Consider the following 25,413-nt stretch of genomic DNA (forward strand, 5'->3'; position numbering starts at 1 on the left):
GGCCGCGACCCGCCGGCCCGCCGAGCCCGCGGTGCGGCGCGCCGTGGAGGCCGCCCAGGCGGCGGCCCGCATCCCCGACCATCCGCGCCTGGACCAGGTCTTCGACGTCTTCGCCGAGGGCGGCTCGCTGTGGATCGTCAGCGAGTGGGTCGCCGCCCGCCCGCTGTCCGCGCTCCTCGCCGAGCGCCCCCTCACGCCCTACCGCGCCGCCGAGGTCGCCTCCGACGTCCTGATGGCCCTGCGCGTCCTGCACGCCCATGGCTGGGTCCACCGCAATGTCACCGCCCGCACGGTCCTCGTCTGCGACGACGGCCGCGTCCTGCTGACCGGCCTCGCCGCCGGTGCCGCAGAGGAGGCGCTGTGCGGGTACGACCCGGTGCCGGGGGCGGAGGAGGACGGCGGCGAGGCCCTGCCGGGGGCCGGAGGGCCCGTTGACATCGTTGTGCCCGACGCCGTGGACCCCGAGGCCGCCCGGCGCGCCGCCATCCAGGCACGGGCGGCCGGCGCGCCGGGAGTGCCGGGCGCGAACGCCGTGTCCGGCGGGGGGTCCCCGGCGTCCGCCCCCGGCAGCCGTACCCGCAGGGCGCGCCGTACCCCCAGGGCCCGGCGCCGCACCGCCCGTCCGACGCGCCCTACCCCGCCGTACCCGCCCCCCGACCCGACGTCCCCCCGCCCGGTCGTAGCGCCGACCCCTACGGGACGCACGGCGCGCCGGTGAGCGGACCGCGGGGTCTCGAACCCGTGCGGCACGACACCCCGGCCCCGGCGGCCGCCGTACCGGCGCAGGGGCAGGCCCGCTGGGGCGAGACGGCGACCGCCTCCGGGGCGCTCGCGGCCGAGCGGGCGCGGCAGGCGCGGATGGCCCTGGTGGGGCCGGTGACCGAGCGGTGGGCGCCGGAGCAGGCCGGGCCCGTGCACGAGAACTGGCAGCTGGCGGCGCCGGTCGGGCCCGCCACCGATCTGTGGGCGCTGGGCGCGCTGTTGTTCCGCGCGGTGCAGGGACACGCGCCCTACCCCGAGGAATCCACCGCCGAACTGGTGCAGTTGGTGTGCGCGGAGCCGCCCGCGTACGCCGAGGAGTGCGGTGCGCTGCGGCCGGTGGTGGAGTCCCTGCTGCGTCAGGACCCCACCGAGCGGCCCGACTTCGAGGAACTGGGCGGCTGGCTGCGCTCGCTGGTGCGGTCCGCGCCCGAGCCGGAGGCCGGTACCCGGGTGGTGCCGGTACCGCCCGACCCCCGGCGGCTGCCGATCGTCCGGCGCCGGGGCGAACTGGTGCGGCGGCGCCGCGCCGGGCTCCCCGACGCGCACGCCAGACACAAGCGGGACCGGGAGGAGGGCAGTTCACCGAGCCGGCTCGGCCGGACGCTGCTCGTGCTGATCCTCCTGCTGCTGGCCGGCGCGGTCGCGTACGCGATGCTGTTCATGCCGAGACAGCACACCTCGCACGGGCGGGGCGGGACCGGACCGACACCGTCGGCCGGGCAGTCGGGCCCCGCTCCCTCCGGCTCCCGGCACAGTCCCTCCGCCTCCGACACCCAGGCGGGCGGCACCTCCTCCGTGCCCGCCGGTTTCGCGCTGCGCAAGGACCCCGAGGGCTTCGACATCGCCGTCGCCAGGGGCTGGACCCGCACCCCGAAGAACGGCAGCGGCGAAGTCGTCTACGCGCACGGCGACTTCGAGCTGCTCGTCGTCCCCGGGCGGGACGGCTCGGCGACGTACGGCGGCGATCCGATGGCCTATCAGCGGGACAAGGAACGCGAGCTCCAGCCGTACCGGGACTCCAGCTGGGCCACCGCCACCGGGCTGCGCACCATCGAGGTGGGCGGACGGACCATGGCCGAGGGGCAGTTCACCTGGACCGACGGGCAGGGCCGCGATCTTTACGTACGCAACATGGCGATCCTGCTGAACGGGCGGTACCACATCCTCCAGGTCCGCGGCCCGGACGCCGACCGGGACGAGGTGAGCAGGCTGTACGAGGAAGCTACCGCGACGTACCGCTACACCGGTTGAGCGTGGCGTATTCAACGGGCCCGGCCCGGCGCGCCGGTTCCCGTTCTCACGCGGAAATGACCATCGTCACAGTGCGGTTTCCTTGGGACCCCGCTTGTTCCCTGCGAACGGGCCGGTCCTTAGTCTGACCCCTGACAAGAGCATTGCGGGGCAACGTGAATCAGATGCAGGGCCTGCTCATAGCGGGCCGCTACCGGCTTGCCGAATCCATCGGCAGCGGCGGCATGGGCCGGGTGTGGCGTGCCCACGATGAGGTGCTGCACCGGGCGGTCGCCGTCAAGGAGTTGACCGCCGCGCTCTACGTCTCCGACAGCGACCAGGCCGTCCTGCTGGCCCGTACCCGGGCCGAGGCGCGGGCCGCGGCGCGCATCAACCACTCCGCGGTCGTCACCGTGCACGACGTCCTCGACCACGACGGCCGGCCCTGGATCGTGATGGAGCTGGTCGAGGGCAACTCGCTGGCCGACGCGGTCAAGGAGCAGGGGCGCATCGAGCCCCGGGAGGCCGCGCGGATCGGGCTGTGGGTGCTGCGGGCGCTGCGCGCCGCGCACTCCGCCGGTGTGCTGCACCGCGATGTGAAGCCCGGCAACGTTCTCCTCGGCAGCGACGGGCGGGTGCTGCTCACCGACTTCGGCATCGCCCAGATCGAGGGCGACTCCACCATCACCCGCACCGGAGAGGTCGTCGGCTCGGTCGACTACCTCGCGCCCGAGCGGGTGCGCGGCCACGACCCCGGCCCCGCCTCCGACCTGTGGGCGCTCGGCGCGACGCTGTACACGGCGGTGGAGGGGCGTTCGCCGTTCCGCCGCACCTCACCGTTGAGCACCATGCAGGCGGTCGTCGAGGAGGAGGCCGAACAGCCGGTGAACGCCGGGCCGCTCGGCCCGGTCATCTCCGCGCTGCTGCGCAAGGAGCCGGAGCGGCGGCCGGGCGCGGAGGAGGCCGAGCAGATGCTCGCCGAGGCCGCGGAGGGCCGCCGGCCGAACGCCGCGCAGGCGTACGTGCCGACCCAGACCTCCGGCGTACGCCGCCTGGGGGACACCGGCGGCTACGGCACCCCGGGCGCGGCGGACCGGTCCCTGACCGGCGCGAACGCGGCGGGCCCGGCCGTGTCCGGGGCGCATCCGGGCGGTCCGTATCCGGATCTACAACTGCGGCTTCGCGGTGTTCACCTTCGCCTCGGTTCTGCTGTCCTTCGATCCCTTCGACGGCTGCCACGGGGCGATGTGGCTGATCGCCTGGCGTGTGGTGCATGCACCCTCTTCCCCTACACGACGCTCTTCCGATCTGCTCGTCGTCGCGGCCGCGGCCGTGCTCGGCGGTGGCGCCGCGGTGGGCTTCCAGGAGTGGAACAACGCACGGCACGACGGCGCGGCGCACCACGGCACGAACCCCGGCCCGGCCTCCTCGGCGAGCCCCGGCGGCGACCAGGACCCGGACACCGGCACCGTCCCGGACAGCTGGGAGACCCACCACGACCCGCTGGGCTTCAGCATCTCCCTGCCCAAGGGCTGGCAGCGCCAGGTCTACGGCATCAACGGCCCCCTGAAGCAGATCGACTACACCCCCGACGGCGGCAAGCACTTCGTACGGATATCCATCGACACCTCGCCGGACTTCGCCAGCGCCTACGAGCACCAGAAGGACCTGGAGCAGCAGCTCCAACGGCTGGTCGGCTACCAGCGGGTGACCCTCAAGCAGAACGTCTACCGCGACCGGGCGGGCGCGCTGTGGGAGTACACCTGGACCGCGCTGAAGAAGGACCCGCCGTACGTGGCGGGACCGCGGCACGCCGTCGAGGAGACGTACTTCTCGCGCGAGGGCACCGAGTACGCCCTCTACATGTCCGGGCCCGCCGCCGACTGGCCGAAGACCGGCAAGCAGTTCAAGTGGGTGCTCCAGAGCTGGCAGCAGCCGGGTCAGACGAGATGACCGGCGCTGCGCCGGACGGGTGCTCTTTGCGACTGAAACGGCTGAAAACGAGTCACTGAACGGTGCGGCTTGGCCGATCGGAGCCCCGGAGCGGGTGGGTCCGTTGCGGCATGATGGGCGCATGGGGACCGAGGGCGCCGACTTCCGGGTGATCGCCGGCCGTTACCGCCTCCAGGCGCGTATCGGGCGCGGCGGCATGGGCGTCGTATGGCGGGCGAGCGACGAGCTGCTGGGCCGGCTCGTCGCGGTCAAGGAGATCCTCGCGGACGACGCGCTCCCGGAGGACGACGCGCGCCGCCGCCGCGACCGTACGTTCCGGGAGGCGCGCGCGGTCGCGCAGCTGCGGCACCCGCACATCATCGTCGTGCACGACGTGGTGGAGCAGGACGAACGGCCGTACCTGGTCATGGAGCTGATCGACGGCTGCTCGCTGGCCGACCGGATCGCCCGGCACGGCCCGGTGACCCCGGCCGAGGCCGCGCGGATCGGCATCGCCCTGCTCAGCGCGCTGGACACCGCGCACGAGGCCGGGGTGCTGCACCGGGACATCAAGCCCGCGAACGTGCTGATCGAGTCCGGCACCGAGCGGGTCGTGCTCACCGACTTCGGCATCGCGCAGGTCGCGGGCGCCACGACGCTCACCGAGACCGGTTCCTTCGTCGGCTCGCCCGAGTACACCGCGCCCGAGCGGATGTCCGGGGTGCGCACCGGCCCGGAGTCCGATCTGTGGTCGCTGGGCGCGCTGCTGTGCACGGTGCTCTCCGGTGAGTCGCCGTTCCGGCGCGACTCGCTCGGCGGCATCCTGCACGCCGTGGTCGCGGCCGAGATCCGCCCGCCCGTCGAGGCCGAGCCGCTGGGACCCGTCGTACGGGGGCTGCTGGAGCGCGACCCGGACCGGCGGCTTGGCGCGGCACAGGCCGAGCGGATGCTGCGCGGCTATCTGGCGACCGGGCACACCCCCGAGACGCCGGACGCGCCGGGTGCCGCGCGCGGGCACCGGCTCGGGGCGGGGCGCCCGGCGCAGCCCACCCAGCCGGGCGTGCCCGAACCCCTCTCCGGCGCGCCCGGGGCCACGGCGGAGGCCACGGGCGGGCGCTCCTCGACCCGCTCGGTGCTGGTGGCGGCCCTGCTGATCGCGGCGCTCGCGGCGGCGGGCGGATCGGCCGCGACCCTGCTGATCAACCGGGAGGACAGCGGGGGCGGTGGGAATCCGGGGGGTACGGCGACGACACCGGCGCCCGGGGGCACGAGCGGTACGGATGGCCGCGCGTCGCCCTCGGCCACGACCCCGAGCCCGTCCCGGCCGGGCTCCTCGCCCCCGGGCCCCGGCACCGCGCCCTCCGGCTACCGCACCGCCCGCGACCCGGCCGGGTTCTCGCTCGCCGTGCCCGACGACTTCACCCGCAGCCCGCAGGGGGAGCGGGTGTTCTACCTCTCGCCGGAGGGGACGTACCGGCTCGGCGTCAAGATCGCCGCTCCCCAACCCGGGGGCCCGCAGGCGGTGATGAAGGGGCAGGCGGCCAACGGGTCGGTGTCGAATCCGGGTTACCACGACGGCCGGGTCACCCGCACCACGCACGCCGGACACCCCGCCGCGCTCTGGGAGTTCACCTGGAACGGCTACAGCGCGGCGGAGGGGGCGCGCCACACGTACGACCTGTGCTGGCAGGAGTCCGGGCGGCTGTACGACGTATGGGTGTCGGCGCCGGTGGGGAAGGTGCGGGAGGCGCGGGAGTACTTCGATGTCGCGCTGGACACGTTCTCGGCGTCGGCGCCCTGACCGTACGCCCTCGGCGCGCCGCGTCACGGGTTCGTGACCGGTACCGCTTCCGGGGGGATCGGGGCGCGGTGGCGCGATATGGATGGTGCATGAGCGGTGACGGGGGAACGGGCCGGGCGGCCGAGGACACGACGAGCTTCGTCCTCCGGCCGCCGAGACCACGCACACGCGCACACGCGCACACGCGCACACGCGCACACGCGCACACGCGCACACGCGCACACGCGCACACGCGCACACGCGCACACGGCAGGATCCGCTCCCGGCCCCCGGCCCGGCCACCGGCGACGGACCCCTGATAGCGGGCCGTTACCGGCTGACGGCCAGGCTGGGCCGGGGCGGGACGGGCACGGTGTGGCGGGCCCGGGACGAGACGGTGGACCGCGAGGTCGCGGTCAAGGAACCCGGACACCGGACCACCTTCCCGAACGGGAACGCGCCAACGCCTTCGAGCGGATGCGCCGCGAGGCCCGCGCCGCGGCCCGCCTCGACCATCCGGCCGTGGTGCATGTGTACGACGTCGCGGTGGTCGACGGCCGCCCGTGGCTGGTGATGGAGCTGGTGCACGGCCGCACGCTGGGCGATGCCCTCGACGAGGGCACCCTGGACGCGCGCGAGGCCGCCCGGATCGGCCTGGAGGTGCTCGGCGCGCTGGAGGCGGCGCACGCGGCGGGCGTCCTGCACCGGGACGTGAAGCCCGGCAACGTGCTGCTGGGGCGGCACGGCCGGGTCGTCCTCACCGACTTCGGCATCGCGCGGATCGAGGGCGACACCCGGCTCACGGACACCGGCGGGTTCGTCGGCTCGCCCGAGAACGCGACCCCGGCGGCGCCCACGGCGGCCGGGGGCCCGCTGGCCGAGGCCATCGACGGGCTGCTGCACAAGGACCCGGCGCGCCGGCCGTCGGCGCGGCGGGTGCGGCGGTGGTGGCCCTCGCGGTGGGGGCGTACCTCGTGCTGGCCGATCCCTTCGCGGGCCCGCTGCCCGAGGGGTGGGCGATGCGGCCCGAGGGCAGGCTGGGCGCGACCCTCGCCGTGCCCGCCGGGTACCGGGTGTCCCGGCCGGACTCCGACGACTCCGACAAGAACTGAGTGGAGTACACCGACTGGAGCGGCGCGGTCTCGATCACGCTCGACCTGTCCAGGAAGTCGGAGGACGACTCCGGGGAGATCAAGAACTCGGCGCGGTCCCAGATGTACGCGGACGACGAGGATTTCCGCGCCCAGGGCGAGTACTCCCTCGACATGCCCAAGGGCGCGAGGACGCGTCCGGACGACATCGCGACGTACAAGGGCCGGGAGGCCGCGCGCAACACGGTCGTCCTTCCGGCGGCTGCTCCAACGGGCGGCGGACGAAGGCGCGTTGCCGGTCGGCCCGTCCGGACCGCCCGCTTCGACAACGGTGCGGTGCGCACGGTACTGATGGGACATGGCTGACGACGGCGAACACCCGCTCGGCGCACGTCTGATCGGCGGGCGCTACCGGCTGACCGACCGCCTCGGCACCGGGCCCACCGGAACCGTCTGGCGCGCAAAGGACGAGGGCGGCGAGGGGTACGGCCGGGTCGCCGTCAAGGAGCCGTCGCTGCCCGGCGATCCGGCCGCGGACGAGGAGAGCCGGCGGCTCGCCCACCGGCTGTACCGGGAGGCCCGCGCCGCGACCCGGGTGCGGCATCCGTCCGCCGTCACGGTGTACGACGTCGTCACCGAGGCGGGCGTCCCCTGGATCGTGATGGAGCTGGTGGAGGGCGAGTCCCTGGGCGAGGCGCTGCGCCGCGGGCCGCTGCCGCCCGCCGAGGCCGCGCGCATCGGACTCGCCGTCCTCGGCGCCCTGCGCGCCGCGCACGCCGTCGGCATCGTCCACCGCGATCTCAAACCGGCCAACGTGCTGCTGGAATCGCGCACGGGACGCGTCGTCCTCACCGACTTCGGAATCGGAGACGGACCGGGCGGGGGCGGGGACACGGGGGCTGGTGGCGCCGGGGCCGGTGACGGTGGGACCGGTGGTAGTGGTTCCTTCGTCGCTCCCGAGCGGGCGGCCGGGCCCGGGGCCGGGCCCGCCTCCGATCTGTGGTCGCTGGGCGCCCTGCTGCGCGCCGCCCTCGGCGACACGGACCCCGGCCCGCTCGGCCCCCTCCTGGACCGGCTGGGCGCGGAGCGGCCCGAGGCCCGGCCGGGTGCGGACCGGGTGGCGGCGGAGCTGCGCGGGTACCTGGGCGTGCCGGACGTACCGGAACCGGCCGACGTACGGGACGGGCGCGACCTCGACGCCGTACCGGACGAGCGTGACCTCGGTGCCGTACCGGACGAGCGGTCCCGGCCGGACGCACGGCCGCAGGCGGCCGCCCCCGAGTCCCGGACCGCGCCCCGGCGCCGCACTCCCTTCACCACTCTCACCCTCTTCCTGGCGAAAAAACCCGCGGGCGACTGATCGGGCGGGTGTTCGAACCGGCAACCTGCTGATCAGGCCATTCGTTGCCAGTGATCGCTGGCATGGTGTGAGCGCTCGGTGAATCCCCGTTACCGACGGGTACACAAAGCGTTCGCCGCGGCATACCCTGCGCCTCATGACGGACACGCAGGCCCCGGACACGCAGGCGCCGGACAGCATCGGTACCAACCCCCTCGCGCCCTCCCCCGAGGGCGTCCGCACCGCCGCCGACGTGGTCACCCCGGAACTGGTGGCCCGGCTGACCAAGGGCGTCACCGGCTCCGGCCGGACCGCCAACCACACGCCGTTCACCGGTGAGAAGCTGGCCGACCTGCCCGAGTCCACCCCCGAGGACGTGCTCAGGGCGTTCGAGGCGGCCCGTGCCGCGCAGGCCGTCTGGGAGCGCACCCCGGTACGGCAGCGCGCCGCCGTCCTGCTCCGCTTCCACGATCTGATCCTCGAACGCCAGGCCGAGGTCCTCGACCTGGTGCAGCTGGAGACCGGCAAGGCCCGGCTGCACGCGCACGAGGAGGTGCTGGCCGTCGCCATCGCGGCCCGCCACTACGGCCGCAAGGCCCCCGCCTATCTGCGCGCGAAGCGGCACACCGGCGCCGTGCCGACCCTGACGCAGGTCACCGAACTGCGCCATCCGCGCGGGGTGGTGGGCCAGATCGCGCCCTGGAACTACCCCCTGGAACTGTCCGTCGGCGACGCGCTGCCCGCCTTCGTCGCGGGCAACGCGGTCGTGATGAAGCCGGACACCGAGACCTGCCTGACCGCCCTGTGGGCCCGGGACCTGCTGATCGAGGCCGGGCTGCCCGAGGGCGTCTTCCAGGTCGTCATCGGCGAAGGCCCGGTCGTGGGGCCCGAGTTGGTCAAGCACGCCGACTACGTCTCCTTCACCGGCTCCACCCGCACCGGCCGCGAGGTCGCCCAGGGCGCCGCCGCCCGGCTGATCGGCGTCTCCCTCGAACTCGGCGGCAAGAACGCCATGCTGGTGCTGGACGACGCCGACATCGAGAAGGCCGCCGCCGGTGCGGTACGCGCCTGCTTCTCCTCCGCCGGTCAACTCTGCATCTCCATCGAGCGGTTGTACGTCCACGAGTCGATCGCGGACGCCTTCCTGGAACGCTTCGCCACCCGCACCAGGGCGATGCGGCTCGGCAACTCCCTCGCCTACGGCGCCGAGATGGGCTCCCTGGTCGGCGAACGCCAGCTGGAGACCGTGGAACGGCATGTGCGCGAGGCCGTCGACAAGGGCGCCACGGTGCTCGCGGGCGGCGCGGCCCGGCCCGACATCGGCCCCTACTTCTTCGAGCCGACCATCCTCGACGGCGTCGAGGGCTCCATGGCGGTCTGCGAGGAGGAGACCTTCGGCCCGGTCGTCTCCGTCTACCGCTTCTCGGACGTGGACGACGCCGTCGAGCGCGCCAACGCCACCCCGTACGGCCTCAACGCCAGCGTCTGGACGACCAGTTCGAGCCGCGGCCGGGACATCGCCGCCCGGCTGCGCACCGGCACGGTCAACATCAACGAGGGCTACGCCCCCGCCTACGGCAGCGTCCAGTCCCCGATGGGCGGCATGAAGGACTCCGGCCTCGGCCGCCGCCACGGCTCCGAGGGCATCCTCAAGTACACCGAGGCCCAGACGGTCGCCCAGCAGCGGCTGCTGCCGATGGCGCCCTCGCTGGGCATGTCGGAGGAGGGCTACGCCCGCTTCATGACCACGAGTCTGCGCGTGCTGAAGGCGCTCCGGTTCAAGTAAGCCGCTCGGGGCGCGGGGAACCGCGCGAGAAACCAGGGACGGCCCGCACCCGAAACACAACGAGGAGAGACCCGTGCCCCAGGACTCCTACGACTACGACGTCCTCGTGGTCGGCTCCGGCTTCGGCGGTTCCGTCTCGGCCCTGCGCCTGACCGAGAAGGGCTACCGGGTGGGCGTCCTCGAAGCCGGGCGCCGCTTCACCCGGAAGTCCCTGCCGAAGAACTCCTGGGACCTGAAGAACTACCTCTGGGCCCCCAAGCTCGGCATGTACGGCATCCAGCGCATCCATCTGCTGGGCAATGTGATGGTGCTGGCCGGCGCGGGCGTCGGCGGCGGCTCGCTCAACTACGCCAACACCCTCTACGTACCGCCGAAGGCGTTCTTCGAGGACCCCCAGTGGAAGGACATCACCGACTGGCAGGAGGAGTTGAAGCCGTACTACGACCAGGCCAAGCGCATGCTCGGGGTGCGGCTCAACCCGACGATGACCCCCTCGGACGTCCATCTGAAGGCGGCCGCCGAGCGGATGGGCGTCGGCGACACCTTCCACTTCGCGCCGGTCGGCGTCTTCTTCGGCGACGGCAAGGACGCGGACGGCGCGGCGCAGGCGTCCCCCGGACAGCCGGTGCCCGACCCGTACTTCGGCGGGGCCGGACCGGAGCGCAACGCCTGCACCGAGTGCGGCGAGTGCATGACCGGCTGCCGGCACGGCGCCAAGAACACGCTGAACGAGAACTACCTCCACCTCGCCGAGAAGGCGGGCGCGGTGGTCCACTCCATGACCACGGTCGTCTCCGTCACCGACGACTCGCGCGGCGGCTACGCGGTGGCCACCCTGCCGACGGACCGCAGGAAGAAGGGCGCGGGACGGCTGTTCACCGCGCGCCGGATCGTGATCGCCGCCGGTACGTACGGCACCCAGACCCTGCTGCACCGTATGAAGGCGCACGGCCAACTGCCGTACCTCTCGCCCCGGTTGGGCGTGCTGACCCGCACCAACTCGGAGGCGCTGGTCGGCGCGCAGACCGACGACCACCGCTACCGCAAGGCGCACGGCACCCCGCGGGCCGACTTCACCCGGGGCGTCGCGATCACCTCCTCGATCCACCCGGACGAGAACACCCACATAGAGCCGGTCCGCTACGGCAAGGGCTCCAACGCGATGGGCGGCCTGTCCATCCTCCAGGTGCCGTACACCGAGGGCTCCTCGCGGGCGCTGGCCTGGCTGGCGAACGCGGCCCGGCACCCCACCCTGGTGCTGCGCTCCCTGTCCAACCGCCGCTGGTCCGAGCGGAGCATCATCGGCCTGGTGATGCAGTCCCTGGACAACTCGCTGACGACGTATCTGAAGCCGGACGGCGTCGGCAAGGGCCTGCTCACCGCGCGGCAGGGGCACGGCGCGCCCAACCCCAAGCAGATCAGGGCCGCCTCGGAGGCCGCCGCCGCGCTCGCCGCCGAGATCAACGGCTTCCCGGGCAGCAATGTCGGCGAGCTGATGGGCACCCCGCTCACCGCGCACTTCCTCGGCGGCTGCCCCATCGGCGACTCGGCGGACACCGGGGTGATCGACCCGTACCACCGGCTGTACGGCCACCCCGGTATCTCGGTCGTGGACGGCGCCGCGGTCTCGGCGAACCTGGGCGTCAACCCCTCGCTGACGATCACCGCGCAGGCCGAGCGCGCCATGTCGTTCTGGCCGAACAAGGGCGAGGCGGATCCGCGGCCGGCGCCGGGGGTGTCGTACGAGCGGCTGAAGCCGGTGGAGCCGCGCTCGCCCGTGGTCCCGGCGGAGGCGTTCGGCGCGCTGCGGCTGCCGTTCCTGGGGATGCCGACGGTGCGGCCGAAGGGCGAGTAGCCCGCCATGACGGTGTGACCCGGATCACTCGAAAATCCCGGATCCCGGCACAACCCTCCTCCGCCGTCGCCGATCAAACCTGCTACCGGATTCAAGGAGACGGTGGGGGACCTGCCTTCGGAGGGGGATGCAGGTCCCTCTTCTCATTCACCGGGGGGTGCCGTGGTCTGCGCGGGGACGGGGACGGGGGCCGGTGTTCCGTCGGTCGGCTCCGGGCGTCCCCGGAGCCGACCGTTCTCTTGGTGACCGGGCTGCTGTCCCCTGCCGTCCGGTCACTTCCCTGGAGCGAGGTCCCACGGCGCACGGCACGACCCGTACGCCTCATCGCCCCAGCGAGCCACGCGTGGTTCTGTCGGGCCCGCCCCTGGCTGGCACGGACACCCCGCTAACGAAGGCTTCCGCGCGGCGGTCACGCGCCGTACGGGTGAGACGGGGGACGAACTCACGTCGGATAATCAGCCGACTCAGATACGGCCCCGGCACAGCTCCAGCAGGGTCATGGCGAGCGAGGTGCCGGGCTTGCCCAGCGCCTCGCGGTAGTGACCGAGGACCTCCATCTCGCGGGAGAGGCTGACCCGCCGGCCGCCGGAGGAGATACGGGTCTGCTGGACCACGGCGGAGACGGCCGTCCGCTCCTGGATGAGGCCGATGATCCGGTCGTCGATCGCGTCGATGCGCTCCCGCGCGGCGGCGATGGCCGCATCCGGCGTCGCGGCGGTCTCTTCGGGGGTGGTGGTGCTCATGGCGGGGGCTCCTGATCGTTCGTACGGACGCGGATGCCCTGGACGGCGTGGCCCGGAGAAACGACAGGCGCCCCGGGCCTTGTCGGCCCGGGGCGCCTGGGATGTCGCTTAAGCGTTCGGCTAAGCAGCACGACCATGGCAACCGGCGGGCCGGATGCCATAGGTAAAGACGAAGGTCGCGTGCTGAAGCATGCGGCCAGTATGCCACGGTGCCGGTACGGCGGGGTCCTCGTCCGCCCGCACCGTTAGACTCGTAGTACAGACCCCCCGCCCGGACCACCAGAAGGCACCCCGTGTCATCAGCGACTCCCACTGCCCCCGACACCGTCCTGGTCGTCGACTTCGGTGCGCAGTACGCCCAGCTCATCGCCCGACGCGTCCGCGAGGCGCGGGTCTACAGCGAGATCGTGCCGAGCACCATGCCGGTCCAGGAGATGCTCGCCAAGAAGCCCGCGGCGATCATCCTCTCCGGCGGTCCCTCGTCGGTGTACGAGGAGGGCGCGCCCCGCCTCGACCGCGAGATCTTCGAGGCCGGCGTCCCCGTCTTCGGCATGTGCTACGGCTTCCAGCTGATGGCGCTCACCCTCGGCGGCTCCGTCGACAACAACGGCGCCCGTGAGTACGGCCGCACCGACCTGCATGTCTCCAAGTCCTCCTCCACCCTCTTCGAGGGCACCCCGGACGAGCAGCAGGTCTGGATGTCGCACGGCGACGCCTGCTCCGCCGCCCCCGAGGGCTTCGCCGTCACCGCGTCCACCGACCTGGTCCCGGTCGCCGCGTTCGAGAACGACGAGAAGAAGCTCTACGGCGTCCAGCACCACCCCGAGGTCATGCACTCCACGCACGGCCAGCAGGTCCTGGAGCACTTCCTGTACCGCGGCGCGGGCCTGGAGCCGACCTGGACCACGGGCAATGTGATCGAGGAGCAGGTCGAGGCCATCCGCGAGCTGGTCGGCGACAAGCGCGCGATCTGCGGTCTGTCCGGCGGCGTGGACTCCGCGGTGGCCGCCGCCCTGGTGCAGAAGGCCATCGGCTCCCAGCTGACCTGCGTCTACGTCGACCACGGTCTGATGCGCAAGGGCGAGACCGAGCAGGTCGAGAAGGACTTTGTCGCGGCCACCGGCGTCCAGCTGAAGGTCGTCGACGCCGAGGAGCGCTTCCTGGCCGCGCTCGCCGGGGTCAGTGACCCCGAGGAGAAGCGCAAGATCATCGGGCGCGAGTTCATCCGCGTCTTCGAGCAGGCGCAGGCCGAGATCATCGCCGACGCGGGCCCGGCCGTGGAGTTCCTGGTCCAGGGCACCCTCTACCCGGACGTGGTCGAGTCCGGCGGCGGCACCGGCACCGCCAACATCAAGTCGCACCACAACGTCGGCGGCCTGCCCGAGGACCTCGAGTTCAAGCTGATCGAGCCGCTGCGCAAGCTGTTCAAGGACGAGGTCCGGATGGTCGGCCAGGAGCTGGGCCTGCCGGACGAGATCGTCCAGCGCCAGCCGTTCCCGGGTCCGGGCCTCGGCATCCGCATCGTCGGCGAGGTCACCAAGGAGCGCCTGGACCTGCTGCGCGACGCCGACGCCATCGCCCGCGAGGAGCTGACCGCGGCCGGCCTCGACCGCGAGATCTGGCAGTGCCCGGTGGTCCTGCTCGCCGACGTCCGCAGCGTGGGCGTCCAGGGCGACGGCCGCACCTACGGTCACCCGATCGTGCTGCGCCCCGTCTCCTCCGAGGACGCCATGACCGCCGACTGGTCCCGGCTGCCCTACGACGTCCTCGCCCGCATCTCGACCCGCATCACCAACGAGGTCCGGGACGTCAACCGCGTCGTCGTCGACGTCACCTCGAAGCCGCCGGGCACCATCGAGTGGGAGTAGGCCCGCGGGGGAGCAGGCCCCCCCTGGGGCTCAGGTCCGCCTGAGAGTCCGCACCGGCTCTCCCGGCTTCCAGACCTGGACGACCAGATGACGGTCGTCCTCGACCCAGGTCCGCACGACCTCCGTCAACTCGGTGCGGAAGAGGTGGAACGGCTCCGGCGGTTCCACCTCTTTCACGTACCCGGCCCTCGCCGCCCCCTCCCCGACCTCGTGGGCCCGCCCGCCGATCCGCGTGTCCCCGCCGGCCATCGCGGTGCCGTCGCCCGGATTGGCCTGGAGCGCGAACCGCGGATCGCGCCGCAGATCGCGGGCCTTCAGCGAGCCCGGCATCATGCCGAGCCACAGCTCGCCGCCGAGGAAACGCACCTCCAGCCCCGAGGGACGCGGCGAGCCGTCCCGGCGGAGGGTGACGAGGACGTGGTGCCGGAAGGCGCCGAAGCGCCGCTCGGCCACCGCCGCGAAGTCCGGCTCGGCCGTGCTGAAGTCTGCCCAGTTCATACCGGCCGAGTGTGCTCACCCAACCCGACACCTCCTGTCGCCTTTCCCGTCCGAATCCCCGACCTGTACCCCGTCCGATCCTTCGTCCGATCCCCATCTGCGCGCCATCTTTACGGCACAGCCCTGCCTTTTTGGGCTGACCGGCGGTAACTTCCGGCCGTACCGCCCTACCAGCGCTGGAGGACCTATGTCCGGGCCCACCCCGCCGCTGCCGCTGTCCACCGACCAGCTGCAGTTCGCCATGCCGCCGATGCACGACTCGGTCGAGGACGAGCGCCGGCACCGCAAGGAACGGCTCGCCGGAGCCCTGCGGATCTTCGGGCGGAACGGCTTCGAGGACGGCGTCTCCGGCCACATCACCGCCCGGGACCCGGAGTTCAGCGACTGCTTCTGGGTCAACCCCTTCGGCATGCCCTTCCGGCATGTCACCGTCAGCGACCTCGTCCTCGTCAACCAGGACGGACAGGTCATCGAGGGCCGCTACCACGTCAACCAGGCCGCCTTCACCGTGCACGCCCAGGTCCACGCCGCCCGCCCGGACGTCGTCGCCGTCGCCCACTGCCACTCCGTGCACGGCCGCGCCCTCGCCGCCCTCGGCGACCTCATCGACCCCCTCACCCAGGAGAGCTGCGCCTTCTACGAGGACGCCGCCCTCTACGACGCCTACACCGGTGTCACCGTCGACGCCGAGGAGGGCCGCCGCATCGCCGCCGCGCTCGGCTCCCGCAAGGCGCTGGTGCTGCGCAACCACGGGCTGCTCACCGTCGGCGGCTCCGTGGACGCCGCCGCCTGGTGGTTCCTGTCCATGGACCGCTCCTGCCAGGTGCAGCTGCTGGCCCGCGCGGCCGGCCGCCCGGTCCTCATCGAGCACAAACTCGCCGTCGCCACCCGCGAACAACTCGGCGGCGACCTCGTGGCCTGGATCAACTACCAGCCCCTCTGGCGGGAAGTCACCCGCAGCGAACCCGACCTGCTCGACTGAGCCCCGGGGCGGCGGGGAGCGATCGAGGGCAGCCGGGGGCGGTCGCGTCAACACACTGCTCGACAGTTCACTCTTCAGGATCATGTCGGCGCGCTCCGCCCGGTCCCGGTAGGGCACAATTCGCTGTTGACGTACGGGAGTTGCACGGCGGCGGGACGGCTCACCGAGAGGCCGTCGGCCGTGCCGCGAGGTCGCGGGGAAGGCGGGCGTCGGACGTGGCGGTGCAGGAGGCCAGAGAGGGCGCGGACGCCGAGGGCGTCCACGAGGGCGGCTGCGGCTGCGGGGACTGTCCGCACGGCGCCCGCGAGGGACACCGGCGGGCCGTCGCCGCGTTCCTGCGACGCCGCGACGAGTTCGCCGCCGGCCAGGGCCTGCCCGCCGCCGTGGCCTACTCTCCCTCGGCCTCCCGCCAGTGGGTCTCCGAGGAACTGACCCAGCGCGCGGAGGCCGTCGCCGAACGCGGCCGGGCCGAGGGCGAGATGTGGCTCACCCGCCTGTGGCTGCGCACCCTGTGCACGGTGTGGGGCGCGGTGCTCGCCCTGCTGCTCGGCGAGGCGCTGACCGCGATCGGCGCCGGCTGGACCACCGCCCGCACCGCGGCCCTGCTCGCCGCCCTCGTGGTGGCCGGCGCGCTGACCGCCGCCTGCTTCTTCCACCGGGCGCGCGGCGGCGCTCTCGCCCCGGTGATCGGCGAGGACCATCGCATGTCCACCTCCCGTGCCGTCGCCGTCTGCTGGGTCCTGTTCATCGGCTATGCCGTCCTGCTGCTCGCCGCCCGTCTGGCCGCCGCCTCCGACCACACCGAACGCGACGCGCTCATCGCGGGCCTCGACCTCGCCCGCGGCGTCGGCGTGGTGACCGTCCTCGCCGTGGTGTGCGGGATCGCCGTCCTGGTCCGCCGGGTGGTGGGGCTGCGCATCCTCGCCCAGCGGTTGCAGAAGGTCCCGGCCCACCGCCCGCGCGCCGCCGACCTGCTCACCGATGACTCCGGCCGGGGCGCCTTCACCGACATCCAGTACGTCGCCATCAGCGCCGTCGCCCTGGTCTTCGCCGCCGTCCGGCTCGCCCGCCGCCCCGACCAACTGCCCGACCTGCCCTGGGGGCTCGCGGTCGTCGTCCTGATCTCGGCCGCCACCTATCTGGCGGGCAAGTACGCGGAGGGCGGCCGCGCGGTCATCCTCTCCGTGGTCCGCGCCCGCGAACCCGGCGACCTGGACGGCCCGCTCCGCACCGGCGACGACATCGAGATCCGCGGCACCGGCTTCGTCCCGCCCGGCGCCCGGACCGCCGAACGGCTCTCCCGGATGGTCGTCCGCATCGGCGCCGTAGACGTCCACGTCCCGCTGGTCCCGGTCACCGGCGGTTTCCGCAACCCCACGGACACCGTCCTGACCGTCCCCGTCCCGGCCGACGTCGAGCCCGGCTCGGTGGACGTCCAGGTGGTGACCGCGGCCGGGGTGCCGACCAACCGCTACACGGTCCAGATCACCGAGTGAGCCTCCGCCACTCGCGATCCTCCTCTCATACGAACGCCTGAAATCCGGAAAAACCCCTGGGCGATGATTGAGCGTCCCCTCCTTGTCATACATATGGTCGGGAGAGCGGGCAGGTACGGCAGGGACAGCGGGCGAGAGGCGGCAGGCAGGATGACCGGTATTCGGATGGACACGCGCACCACCCGGCTGAACAGCCGCAACGGCTGGCGGGACACCGCCGCCCACTACGCCCTGCTGCCCCTGCGCGTCTTCCTCGGCGTCACCTTCCTCTACGCGGGTCTGGACAAGCTCACCGACAGCGCCTTCATGAAGGCCGCCGGCGCCGGCTCGATCGGCGACACCATGCACGCGGCCCGCGGCACCGCCGCCCTCCCCGCCCTGATCGACCTCGCCCTGAAGAGCCCGGTCGGCTTCGGCTACGCCATCGCCCTCGGTGAACTGGCCGTCGGCATCGCCACCCTCCTCGGACTGCTCGGCCGTCTCGCCGCGCTGGGCGGCGCGCTGATCTCCCTCAGCCTGTGGCTGACCATGAGCTGGGCGACGACCCCCTACTACTACGGCAACGACCTCGCCTACCTGATGGCCTGGCTGCCCCTGATCCTCGCCGGAGCCCCGTACCTCTCGCTGGACGCGGCATGGCGTGCACGGGGGCGGCAGCGCTCGCTCGGTTATCTGTAGGGCGGTTGAGGGGGAGGGCGGCTGGGGCCGTGGCTGAGGGCTTGGGCCAGGAGCCGGGGCGGAGCCGGGGCCGGGGCCGGGACTGGGACTGCGGAGAAGGCGTCGCGAGGTCGGCCCGCCGGTCGGCCGTCCGCGGGGCGCCTCCCGGCGCCTGCGGAGAGCTGCCGCGTACTCGGGCCGCCCGACTGGGCATCACGGCGTTGCGTCCCGCCGCCCCCGCCGTGCCGCCGTCCCGCGGCTCCGACGGCTCCGTCGGAGCCGTCGGAGCCGTCGGGCACGGTAGCGGCTCGCCGTCGCGTGACCTCGCGCGTGACCTCTGCCGATGTCTGACCCCGGCCGATGCGCGACCCCGGCTCTGGAAGCCGCCCACCCTAGCCCCGCTCGGTCCCGCCCCGTCCGCGTATCGCCCGGTTGAGTGTCGCCGTGACACCGGCCAGGCACAGGCCGCCCACCACCAGCGGGACGATCGCGAACCAGGGGGTTTTCCACAGGCCGCCCGCGTCCCCGGCGTACACCACCCCGGTGGCGACGAGGAACAACCCGGCGACCAGCTTTCCCGGCCGGAACTCATGGCGCAGCACGGTCCACCTCCACTTCTCCGGCCCCGACCTCGAGGGTGAGGTCCAGGGTGCCGCTGTCCTTGCCGCCCTTGGCCGGTGCCAGGGTCACCTCCCGGTGCCGTTGCGGCAGCACGTCCACGTCCTGTCCGTTCTTCTCTCCCGGCAACTTGATGTCGCCCACGCCCACATCGATGTTCATCCGCACGGTCGTGTCGGGCGGCACGATCACCTTCAGCTGGCCGGCCCCGATGTGCGCGTCCGTGGTGACGGTCTGCCCCCTGGCCGGGCGTGCCCGGGTCAGGTCGAGGGTGCCCCGGCCCGTGCCCAGCTCGTACGTCGGCTGGACCTGTGCCGCGGCGCCGGGTATCCAGGACGTCTCCCGCCAGTGCGTGGTGATGTCCCGGGGCATCGCCGCCGCGCCGCCGAGCAGAGCCGCCGTGACGATCGCCAGGAACACCGTCCCGGCGCCGGTGCGGCCCAGGAACGAGCTGACCGCGATGCCCAGGCCGAAGACGGCCAGCGCACAGGCGAGTCCGGTCTGGAGGCTGGCGCCCAGAGTGTGGGTGTGCCACGTCAGCCCGGATCCCAGGCCGCCCGCCAGCAGCGCCAGCAGGAAGACCGGGCCGCCTATCCAGCGCGGCCCGCGCGGCTTCGGGGGCGCGGGGCGCGGCGGCTGCGGCCGCGCGGCACCGGGGTGGGTCCAGGGGGTGGCGAGGCGGATGTCGACGACCGAGAGCAGGTCGCCGTCCCGGATCCGCGCGTCGCCGGGCCCCCACAGATAGCCGGTGCCGCCGACATGGGTGCCGTCCTTGACGATCGGGTCCCGCCACCACGACGGGTAGCTGATGGCGATCGGCGGCGCCTGCGCCTCCGGCGGTGCGTCGGCGGCGGCCTGCGCGGCCAGCGGGTCGGGGTCGGGGGCGCCACGGCGCCGCGACCAGTACCCGGCGCCCGCGAGCATCAGCGAGAGCACCGCGGCGAAGGCCAGTGCCGCGCCGTTTCTCAGCATGGTCAGGAAGGTCCCGCAGCCGACCAGGGCGAAGAGCACGGCGGCCAGCGCCTGGCCGTCGACCCGGCCGGTCAGCAGCTTGTGCAGTTCGTTCTCCTCCTCGTCCTCGTACGGCACCAGCAGCCACACGAAGCCGTAGAAGATGAGGCCGATGCCGCCGGTCGCGGACAGGACGGCCAGGGTGATCCGGAATATCACCGGGTCCATGTCGGCCTGCCGGCCGAGCCCCGCGCACACGCCCGCGATCATCTTGTACCGGCGACCGCGCCGGAACCGCTCGGGTGCGTCCTCGGCCGGACCAGGCTGTCGTGTGGGCCCCTGCGGCTGTCCTTCGCTCCGGGCCTGGCCCGCCGGTCCGGTGCCGGTGCTGTCCGTCTTCTCCGCGTTGTCCGTCTTCTCTGTGCCTTCCGCGCGCTTCTCCGTGCCTTCCGCGCGAGGGGCGGAGCCGCCGGTGGCCGCGTCCGTCCCTTCCGTCGCGGCGGGCGCGGCATCCGTCGGCCCGGTGCCCGGGGCCGGGCGTGGGCCGCCGGGTCCCGGACCCGTCGCGGCGTGCTCGTGATCCGTCATGAGTCCATGGTGACGGCCGGGGCGGCGCGGCGGCAGTCGGGACAACCCTGGGCGAACCCTGAAATCGGCCCTGAGGCGGGCCGGGGGAAGCGTTCGAGCGGCGCGGGGCGGCCGGAACCGGTGCGGGCGCGAGGCCCCCGACCCGGCCCAGGGGAAGATCAGGGGAGTCTCGGGGGCCGACCCTGATGCCCCGCCCCGGCCGGCCGTGTGACCATCGATGCCATGCCGGAAGCCGCAAGCCTGCCACTCGATGACCCGCGGCCGCCGCGCAAGCTCTACCGAAGCGGCGACGGACGCTGGCTCGGCGGAGTGGCGCGGGGCCTCGCCGGGCATCTCGGGCTGCCCGTCGTCTGGGTCCGGCTCGCGTTCGTCGGCCTGTTCATGGCCAACGGTCTGGGCGCGCTGCTGTACGCGGCCTTCTGGTTCTTCGTCCCGCTCGGCGTCGGTGGCGTCGGCGGACAGAAGTCGTCCCCGGTCACCGCCGAGACCACGCCCGGAGGGCGCAGAAGACTGGTGGCCCGCAAGCCGGACCGCGGTCAGATGGTCGCGCTGCTCCTCATGGTCATCGTGTCCATGGTCTTCGTGGGCAGCGTCAATCCGACCGGCGCGGCCAAGGCGTATCTGGTGCCCGCCGTGCTCGTCGCGGCCGGTGTCGCCCTCGTCTGGCGTCAGGCGGACAACGCCCGCCGGGCCCGCTGGGTCGAGGTCGGCCGGCACCGCCGCACCCTGACCCTGGTGCGCGCGGCCGCCGGTGTCCTGCTGGTCACGGCCGGTGTCTCGGCGATCTTCGTGCTCCAGGGTTCGGCCGCGCACCTCGGCGCCGTCCTCCAGGCCGCGCTCGCCGTACTCGTCGGGATCACCCTGCTCGCCGGTCCGTATCTGGTCCGGATGACCCAGGACCTCTCCGAGGAGCGGCTGATGCGCATCCGCGCCCAGGAGCGTGCGGAGGTCGCCGCCCATGTCCATGACTCCGTGCTGCACACCCTCACCCTGATCCAGCGCAACGCGGACAACGCGGGCGAGGTCCGCCGCCTCGCCCGCGCCCAGGAGCGCGACCTGCGTACCTGGCTCTACAAGCCGGAGGGCACCGGCAAGGAGGAGGCCGACGAGCCGGACACGGTCGCGGAGGCGGTGCGGCGCAATGCGGCGGAGGTCGAGGACAAGCACGGGGTGCCCATAGAGGTGGTCGTCGTCGGCGACTGCCCGTTGGACGAGCGGATCGGTGCGCAGATGCAGGCCGCGCGGGAAGCGATGGTGAACGCCGCCAAGTACGGTGGCGACGGCGGCGCCGTGCAGGTCTATGCCGAGGTCGAGGGCACAACGGTGTTCGTGTCCGTGCGCGACCGCGGTCCGGGCTTCGATTTCGACTCGATACCCGCCGACCGCATGGGTGTCAGGGAATCGATCATCGGACGCATGGAGCGCAACGGCGGTACGGCCCGGCTAAGGGCGGTACCGGGGGGCGGCACGGAGGTCGAGCTGGAGATGGAGAGGGCGGAGAAGACGGCATGAGCGACGCGACCGAGGCGAACGGCACGGCGGAGACGGCGGATACTGCCGCGATCGGCGGGCTCGCCGGTGGCGGTGCGGGCGGGCGGCACGTACGGGTGGTGCTGGTGGACGACCACCGGATGTTCCGCACCGGCGTACAGGCGGAGATCGGCCAGACCGCCACGACCGGTGTCGAGGTGGTGGGCGAAGCCGCGGACGTGGACCAGGCGGTCACCGTCATCACCGCGGCCCGGCCCGAGGTGGTCCTCCTCGACGTCCATCTGCCGGGCGGTGGCGGGGTCGAGGTGCTGCGCCGGTGCGCGGCGCTGATGGCGGACGCCGAGCGGCCGGTGCGCTTCCTCGCGCTGTCCGTGTCGGACGCGGCGGAGGACGTCATCGGCGTGATCCGCGGCGGCGCCCGCGGCTATGTCACCAAGACCATCACCGGCACCGACCTGGTGGACTCGATCTTCCGGGTCCAGGAAGGGGACGCGGTCTTCTCGCCGCGGCTGGCCGGGTTCGTCCTGGACGCCTTCGCCTCCACCGACGCCCCGCCCGTGGACGAGGACCTGGACCGCCTCACCCAGCGCGAACGGGAGGTGCTGCGTCTGATCGCCCGGGGCTACGCCTACAAGGAGATCGCCAAGCAGCTGTTCATCTCGGTGAAGACGGTCGAGTCCCATGTCTCGGCGGTCCTGCGCAAGCTCCAGCTGTCCAACCGGCACGAGCTGACGCGGTGGGCGACGGCGCGGCGACTGGTCTGACCCCGGCAGAGGGGATCCCCGGCAGAGCGGATCCCCGACCCGGACCGGGCCCCCTCGCAGGCCCCCTCAGACCACCCGCGTCGCCCCGGCGAACGGCATCTGGTCGATCGGGGCCACGCGGACCGGGGCCGAGGGGTTGGGGGCGTGGATCATGCGGCCGTTGCCGATGTAGAGACCGACGTGGCTGACGCCGGAGTAGAAGAACACCAGGTCGCCGGGGCGCAGTTCGGAGCGGGAGACGCGGTGGCCGGCGTCGATCTGGGCGTAGGTGGTGCGGGGGAGGGACACTCCGGCGGAGCGGTAGGCGGCCTGGACCAGGCCCGAGCAGTCGAAGGAGTGGGGGCCGGTCGCGCCCCACACATACGGGCTGCCGAGTTTGGCGAAGGCGTAGGCGACGGCCGCCGCGGCGCGGGAGTCGGGGGCGGCGACGGCACCGGCCCGTTCCAGCGCCTGCCGGGCGCCGTCGGCCGACCGGGACGCGGCGTTCGGGGCGGTGCCGTCGGCGCCGGTCACCCGGTCGCGCTGTGCCGGGCTCAGCTCGGCCAGCAGCCGCCGGGCCTCGGTCAGTTTGCCGGTGACGGACGCCTTCTGCCGCCGTAGTTCGTCCTGGTGGGTCTTCAGCGACTTCAGCTCGACGCGGGCGGCGCCGCGCAACCGCTCGATCTTCTGGAGCTGTTGGCGCACCTGGGACACGGCGGCGGCCTGCCGGTCGCGGGCGCGTTCGGCGAGGGCGGCGTCGTCCAGGTAGCGGTTCGGGTCGCTGGACAGGGCGAGTTGCCAGGCGGGGGCGATGTCACCGGAGCGGTACTGCGCGGCGGCGAAGGTGCCGAGCGCGTTCCGGGCGGAGTTGAGCCTCTGCGTCCTGCGGGCGGCCTCGTCGCGCAGCGCGTTCAGCCGGCGTCTGCCCGCGTCCGCCCGCTCCTTGGCGCCGTCGTACTTCTGCGTGGCGGTCTCGGCCTCCCGGTACAGGGTGTCCACCTCGGTCTTCACCTGCGTCGGCGTCAGCCGGGGCTCGGCCTGTCCGGTGCCGTCGAAGCCCGTCGCGGTGGCCGCCCCCGCCATGGCGAGGACGGCCGCCGTCCGGGCCGTACGACCCCCGAACGGATACTGCCGTGGCCTGCGGTGCGCTGCCACCTGTGCCGTCACGTCCTTTCGTACGACTGATGCCGGTCGATGCGACCGATTCACCGATACATCCGATGCGGACCCGGCGGCTGGGGCCGGGTGCCTGGGGGAGGACGCTAAGCCGGACGGTGACGAGTTGGTAACGCGGTGTGCGGAAATGGCTTCGATGGGGCGGTACGTGTCCGTATGTGACCGAGCCGGAAGGTCCGGGCGACGCCTTCGTACGGCGTGATGATCGAAGGGCGAGAACTGATGAAGGAGAGGGCGGTGGGGTGCTATGCGGCGCATTGGTGCGGGATGCGCGCATGGTTGGGGGCGGTGACGGGAGGTCGCGGGGCGCTGGCTAGGCTCCCGCTCCATGGACGTACTCATCCATCTCTTCGTCGGCCTGCACATCATCGGCATTGCCGCGTTGCTCGGTGGTTTCCTTACCCAGATGAAGGCGATGGGCCAGGGCACGGCGCGGTTCGTGCCCGGGATGCTGCACGGCGCGCTGACCATGCTGGTCACCGGTGTGGCCCTGGTCGGGCTCAATCAGGCGCAGGGTGCCCAGATCAACACCGTCAAGATCGGCATCAAGCTGGCGCTGCTGATCGTGATCCTCGGTCTCGTCTACGTCAAGCGGGACGAGGAGCGGATCGACAAGGCGCAGTTCGGCCTGGTCGGCGCGCTGACCGCGACGAACATCTTCATCGCGGTGCTCTGGACCTGATCTCGCCGGACCCGGCGCGGGCCGTGCGCACCGCGTCGGTGACCGTGCCGGCGGCCACCCAGAGCCACCCCGCCACCGCCATCCAGACCAGCACCCGCCCCGGCCCGCTGAGCCAGCGGACGCCCGCCGCGGTCCCGACGGACAGGGTCGCCGCGGCCGTCATGCCCAGCGGGAAGACCGTCGCCCACCGGCGCTGGTCGTAGCGGAGCCGGGGGCGGACCGCCTCGGCGACCAGCAGGACGGCACAGGCCGCCAGGCACAGGGCGAGCAGCAGGACCGTCGTGGTGCGCAGGGCGTCACGGTCGTCGTCGTTCCACAGATACAGCCCGCCCGTGTCCCCGGCGGCGAGCAGGCCCGCCCCGGCCAGCGCCGAGATGGCGAGCGCCCCGCCCGCGATCCAGTGGTCCCCGGGCCCCTCCAGCACCTGCCGGGCATCGAAGCGGGGCAGGGCGAAGGCATAGAGCACCAGGCCGAGCCAGAACAGCACCAGCGCGGTGTGCGCGAGCCACGCCCGGTGCTCGGCCGCCGCCAGCGCCGCCGCGGACACCACCAGCCCCTGGGTGGCCACACAGCACAGGAACACCGCGCCGGGCATACGTGACCGCCAGTGCCGTACGACGATCGGCAGGAGCACCGCCCAGAGCACCGCCGCGAGGGCCAGCAGCGCCTCGGCCAGGGGGTGCCGGTCCAGGGCGGCGAGCCGGGAGGCCAGTACGGCGGTCGCGGCGGCGGCCGTCAGCGCCCCGGGACTTTGTGCCTCGGCCGCCCAGCGTCCCCGGTCGAGGACCAGCCGCCGTACGAAGCCGAGACCCAGCATCACCCAGGCGGCGCCCGCCAGTGCCAGCGCCGCCAGGGAGAGCGCCTCGGCGCCGATCAGATGCAGCCCCGTCGACACGATGCCGGTCGCCATCACGGCGGACCCGGCGGCCGGTGACCGGCCCGCCCACCACGTACGCAGACCGGACATGCGCCCGATGCTAGGCAGCGTCCCGAGCCGAGCGCCGCGGGCACGCGCGCGGGGCCGCGAAAACACTCCGACGGGACGGAGGGGCGCCGACGGGGCGGGCGGGACGGTGACCCTTGGCGAGCCGTCCGGCCGGGCCACTCACCGCTTCCCTTCCGGCAGCCCGCCGGTCTCCCGCCCC

The 25,413-nt window shown here is 73.2% G+C and carries 19 protein-coding genes and 2 pseudogenes; 15 read left to right on the forward strand and 6 right to left on the reverse strand.

What is annotated here, in order from left to right; translation table 11 throughout:
* The 8 genes and pseudogenes from ACLF5H_RS03555 to ACLF5H_RS03590 all read left to right on the forward strand — a co-directional run.
* Nucleotides 1-718, forward strand: a 718-nt coding sequence (locus ACLF5H_RS03555) for a protein kinase (protein WP_421674612.1), incomplete at its 5' end; no start/stop codon positions are given.
* Entirely contained in the window at nt 715-2,013 is a 1,299-nt protein-coding gene (locus ACLF5H_RS03560) for a serine/threonine protein kinase (protein ID WP_421674613.1), read from the forward strand. The genes ACLF5H_RS03555 and ACLF5H_RS03560, both read left to right, overlap by 4 nt.
* Before the next feature lie 164 nt (nt 2,014-2,177).
* Nucleotides 2,178-3,945: pseudogene (locus tag ACLF5H_RS03565) on the forward strand (serine/threonine-protein kinase).
* 121 nt (nt 3,946-4,066) lie between these two features.
* Nucleotides 4,067-5,725: a serine/threonine-protein kinase gene (locus ACLF5H_RS03570; protein WP_421674614.1), complete on the forward strand. Its 1,659-nt coding sequence runs from the start codon at nt 4,067-4,069 to the stop codon at nt 5,723-5,725.
* A 295-nt stretch (nt 5,726-6,020) separates the two neighbouring features.
* Nucleotides 6,021-7,038, forward strand: a pseudogene (locus ACLF5H_RS03575) (serine/threonine-protein kinase); the annotation flags it as partial.
* A gap of 115 nt (nt 7,039-7,153) precedes the next feature.
* On the forward strand, nt 7,154-8,155 hold the full coding sequence (locus tag ACLF5H_RS03580; RefSeq protein ID WP_421674615.1) for a serine/threonine-protein kinase: 1,002 nt from the start codon (nt 7,154-7,156) through the stop codon (nt 8,153-8,155).
* A 136-nt stretch (nt 8,156-8,291) separates the two neighbouring features.
* A complete protein-coding gene (locus ACLF5H_RS03585; protein WP_421674616.1) occupies nt 8,292-9,920 on the forward strand; it encodes a succinic semialdehyde dehydrogenase in 1,629 nt (542 codons plus the stop codon).
* Between the two features lie 73 nt (nt 9,921-9,993).
* Nucleotides 9,994-11,775, forward strand: coding sequence for a GMC family oxidoreductase N-terminal domain-containing protein (locus ACLF5H_RS03590; RefSeq protein ID WP_421674617.1), 1,782 nt, complete (start codon nt 9,994-9,996; stop codon nt 11,773-11,775).
* Between the two features lie 464 nt (nt 11,776-12,239).
* Here the strand turns inward: ACLF5H_RS03590 and ACLF5H_RS03595 are convergent, their stop codons facing one another.
* The gene (locus ACLF5H_RS03595) at nt 12,240-12,518 is read right to left on the reverse strand and encodes a chorismate mutase (protein WP_421674618.1); all 279 of its coding nucleotides are present in this window, start codon (nt 12,516-12,518) and stop codon (nt 12,240-12,242) included.
* Between the two features lie 293 nt (nt 12,519-12,811).
* Between ACLF5H_RS03595 and guaA the strand changes: the two genes are divergently transcribed.
* Nucleotides 12,812-14,386 (forward strand): glutamine-hydrolyzing GMP synthase, encoded by a 1,575-nt coding sequence (gene guaA / locus ACLF5H_RS03600; protein ID WP_421674619.1) that lies wholly within the window; start codon nt 12,812-12,814, stop codon nt 14,384-14,386.
* Nucleotides 14,387-14,416: 30 nt separating this feature from the next.
* On the opposite strand, the gene ACLF5H_RS03605 is transcribed toward guaA, so the two are convergent.
* Nucleotides 14,417-14,884: a pyridoxamine 5'-phosphate oxidase family protein gene (locus tag ACLF5H_RS03605; protein ID WP_421674620.1), complete on the reverse strand. Its 468-nt coding sequence runs from the start codon at nt 14,882-14,884 to the stop codon at nt 14,417-14,419.
* Between the two features lie 187 nt (nt 14,885-15,071).
* Between ACLF5H_RS03605 and ACLF5H_RS03610 the strand changes: the two genes are divergently transcribed.
* From ACLF5H_RS03610 to ACLF5H_RS03620, 3 genes are all read left to right on the forward strand, one after another.
* Nucleotides 15,072-15,866 carry a class II aldolase/adducin family protein gene (locus ACLF5H_RS03610; RefSeq protein WP_421674621.1) on the forward strand — a complete coding sequence of 265 codons (795 nt, stop codon included), beginning with the start codon at nt 15,072-15,074 and terminating at the stop codon, nt 15,864-15,866.
* Between the two features lie 215 nt (nt 15,867-16,081).
* A complete protein-coding gene (locus tag ACLF5H_RS03615) occupies nt 16,082-17,362 on the forward strand; it encodes a hypothetical protein (protein ID WP_421674622.1) in 1,281 nt (426 codons plus the stop codon).
* A 165-nt stretch (nt 17,363-17,527) separates the two neighbouring features.
* The gene (locus ACLF5H_RS03620) at nt 17,528-18,040 is read left to right on the forward strand and encodes a DoxX family membrane protein (RefSeq protein WP_136100084.1); all 513 of its coding nucleotides are present in this window, start codon (nt 17,528-17,530) and stop codon (nt 18,038-18,040) included.
* A gap of 371 nt (nt 18,041-18,411) precedes the next feature.
* Here the strand turns inward: ACLF5H_RS03620 and ACLF5H_RS03625 are convergent, their stop codons facing one another.
* Both ACLF5H_RS03625 and ACLF5H_RS03630 read right to left on the reverse strand, forming a co-directional pair.
* Nucleotides 18,412-18,621, reverse strand: a complete 210-nt coding sequence (locus ACLF5H_RS03625; protein ID WP_421674623.1) for a hypothetical protein — start codon at nt 18,619-18,621, stop codon at nt 18,412-18,414.
* Nucleotides 18,608-20,176, reverse strand: a complete 1,569-nt coding sequence (locus tag ACLF5H_RS03630) for a PspC domain-containing protein (protein WP_421674624.1) — start codon at nt 20,174-20,176, stop codon at nt 18,608-18,610. The genes ACLF5H_RS03625 and ACLF5H_RS03630 overlap by 14 nt, the downstream gene beginning before the upstream one ends.
* A gap of 222 nt (nt 20,177-20,398) precedes the next feature.
* Between ACLF5H_RS03630 and ACLF5H_RS03635 the strand changes: the two genes are divergently transcribed.
* Together ACLF5H_RS03635 and ACLF5H_RS03640 are read left to right on the forward strand one after the other, a co-directional pair.
* Entirely contained in the window at nt 20,399-21,688 is a 1,290-nt protein-coding gene (locus ACLF5H_RS03635) for a PspC domain-containing protein (RefSeq protein WP_421674625.1), read from the forward strand.
* Nucleotides 21,685-22,431, forward strand: a complete 747-nt coding sequence (locus ACLF5H_RS03640) for a LuxR C-terminal-related transcriptional regulator (RefSeq protein ID WP_421674626.1) — start codon at nt 21,685-21,687, stop codon at nt 22,429-22,431. Before ACLF5H_RS03635 ends, ACLF5H_RS03640 begins: the two co-directional genes overlap by 4 nt.
* 66 nt (nt 22,432-22,497) lie before the next feature.
* Here ACLF5H_RS03640 and ACLF5H_RS03645 read toward each other — a convergent pair whose 3' ends face one another.
* Nucleotides 22,498-23,565, reverse strand: coding sequence for an NlpC/P60 family protein (locus ACLF5H_RS03645; RefSeq protein WP_421674759.1), 1,068 nt, complete (start codon nt 23,563-23,565; stop codon nt 22,498-22,500).
* Between the two features lie 349 nt (nt 23,566-23,914).
* On the opposite strand from ACLF5H_RS03645, the gene ACLF5H_RS03650 reads away from it, so the two are divergent.
* A complete protein-coding gene (locus tag ACLF5H_RS03650) occupies nt 23,915-24,268 on the forward strand; it encodes a hypothetical protein (protein WP_159704256.1) in 354 nt (117 codons plus the stop codon).
* Here the strand turns inward: ACLF5H_RS03650 and ACLF5H_RS03655 are convergent.
* On the reverse strand, nt 24,246-25,235 hold the full coding sequence (locus ACLF5H_RS03655) for a tellurite resistance/C4-dicarboxylate transporter family protein (RefSeq protein ID WP_421674627.1): 990 nt from the start codon (nt 25,233-25,235) through the stop codon (nt 24,246-24,248). The genes ACLF5H_RS03650 and ACLF5H_RS03655 overlap by 23 nt on opposite strands.
* Nucleotides 25,236-25,413: the final 178 nt, after the last annotated feature.

Source organism: Streptomyces sp. LaBMicrA B280, assembly GCF_049222185.1.
Lineage (GTDB): Bacteria > Actinomycetota > Actinomycetes > Streptomycetales > Streptomycetaceae > Streptomyces > Streptomyces murinus.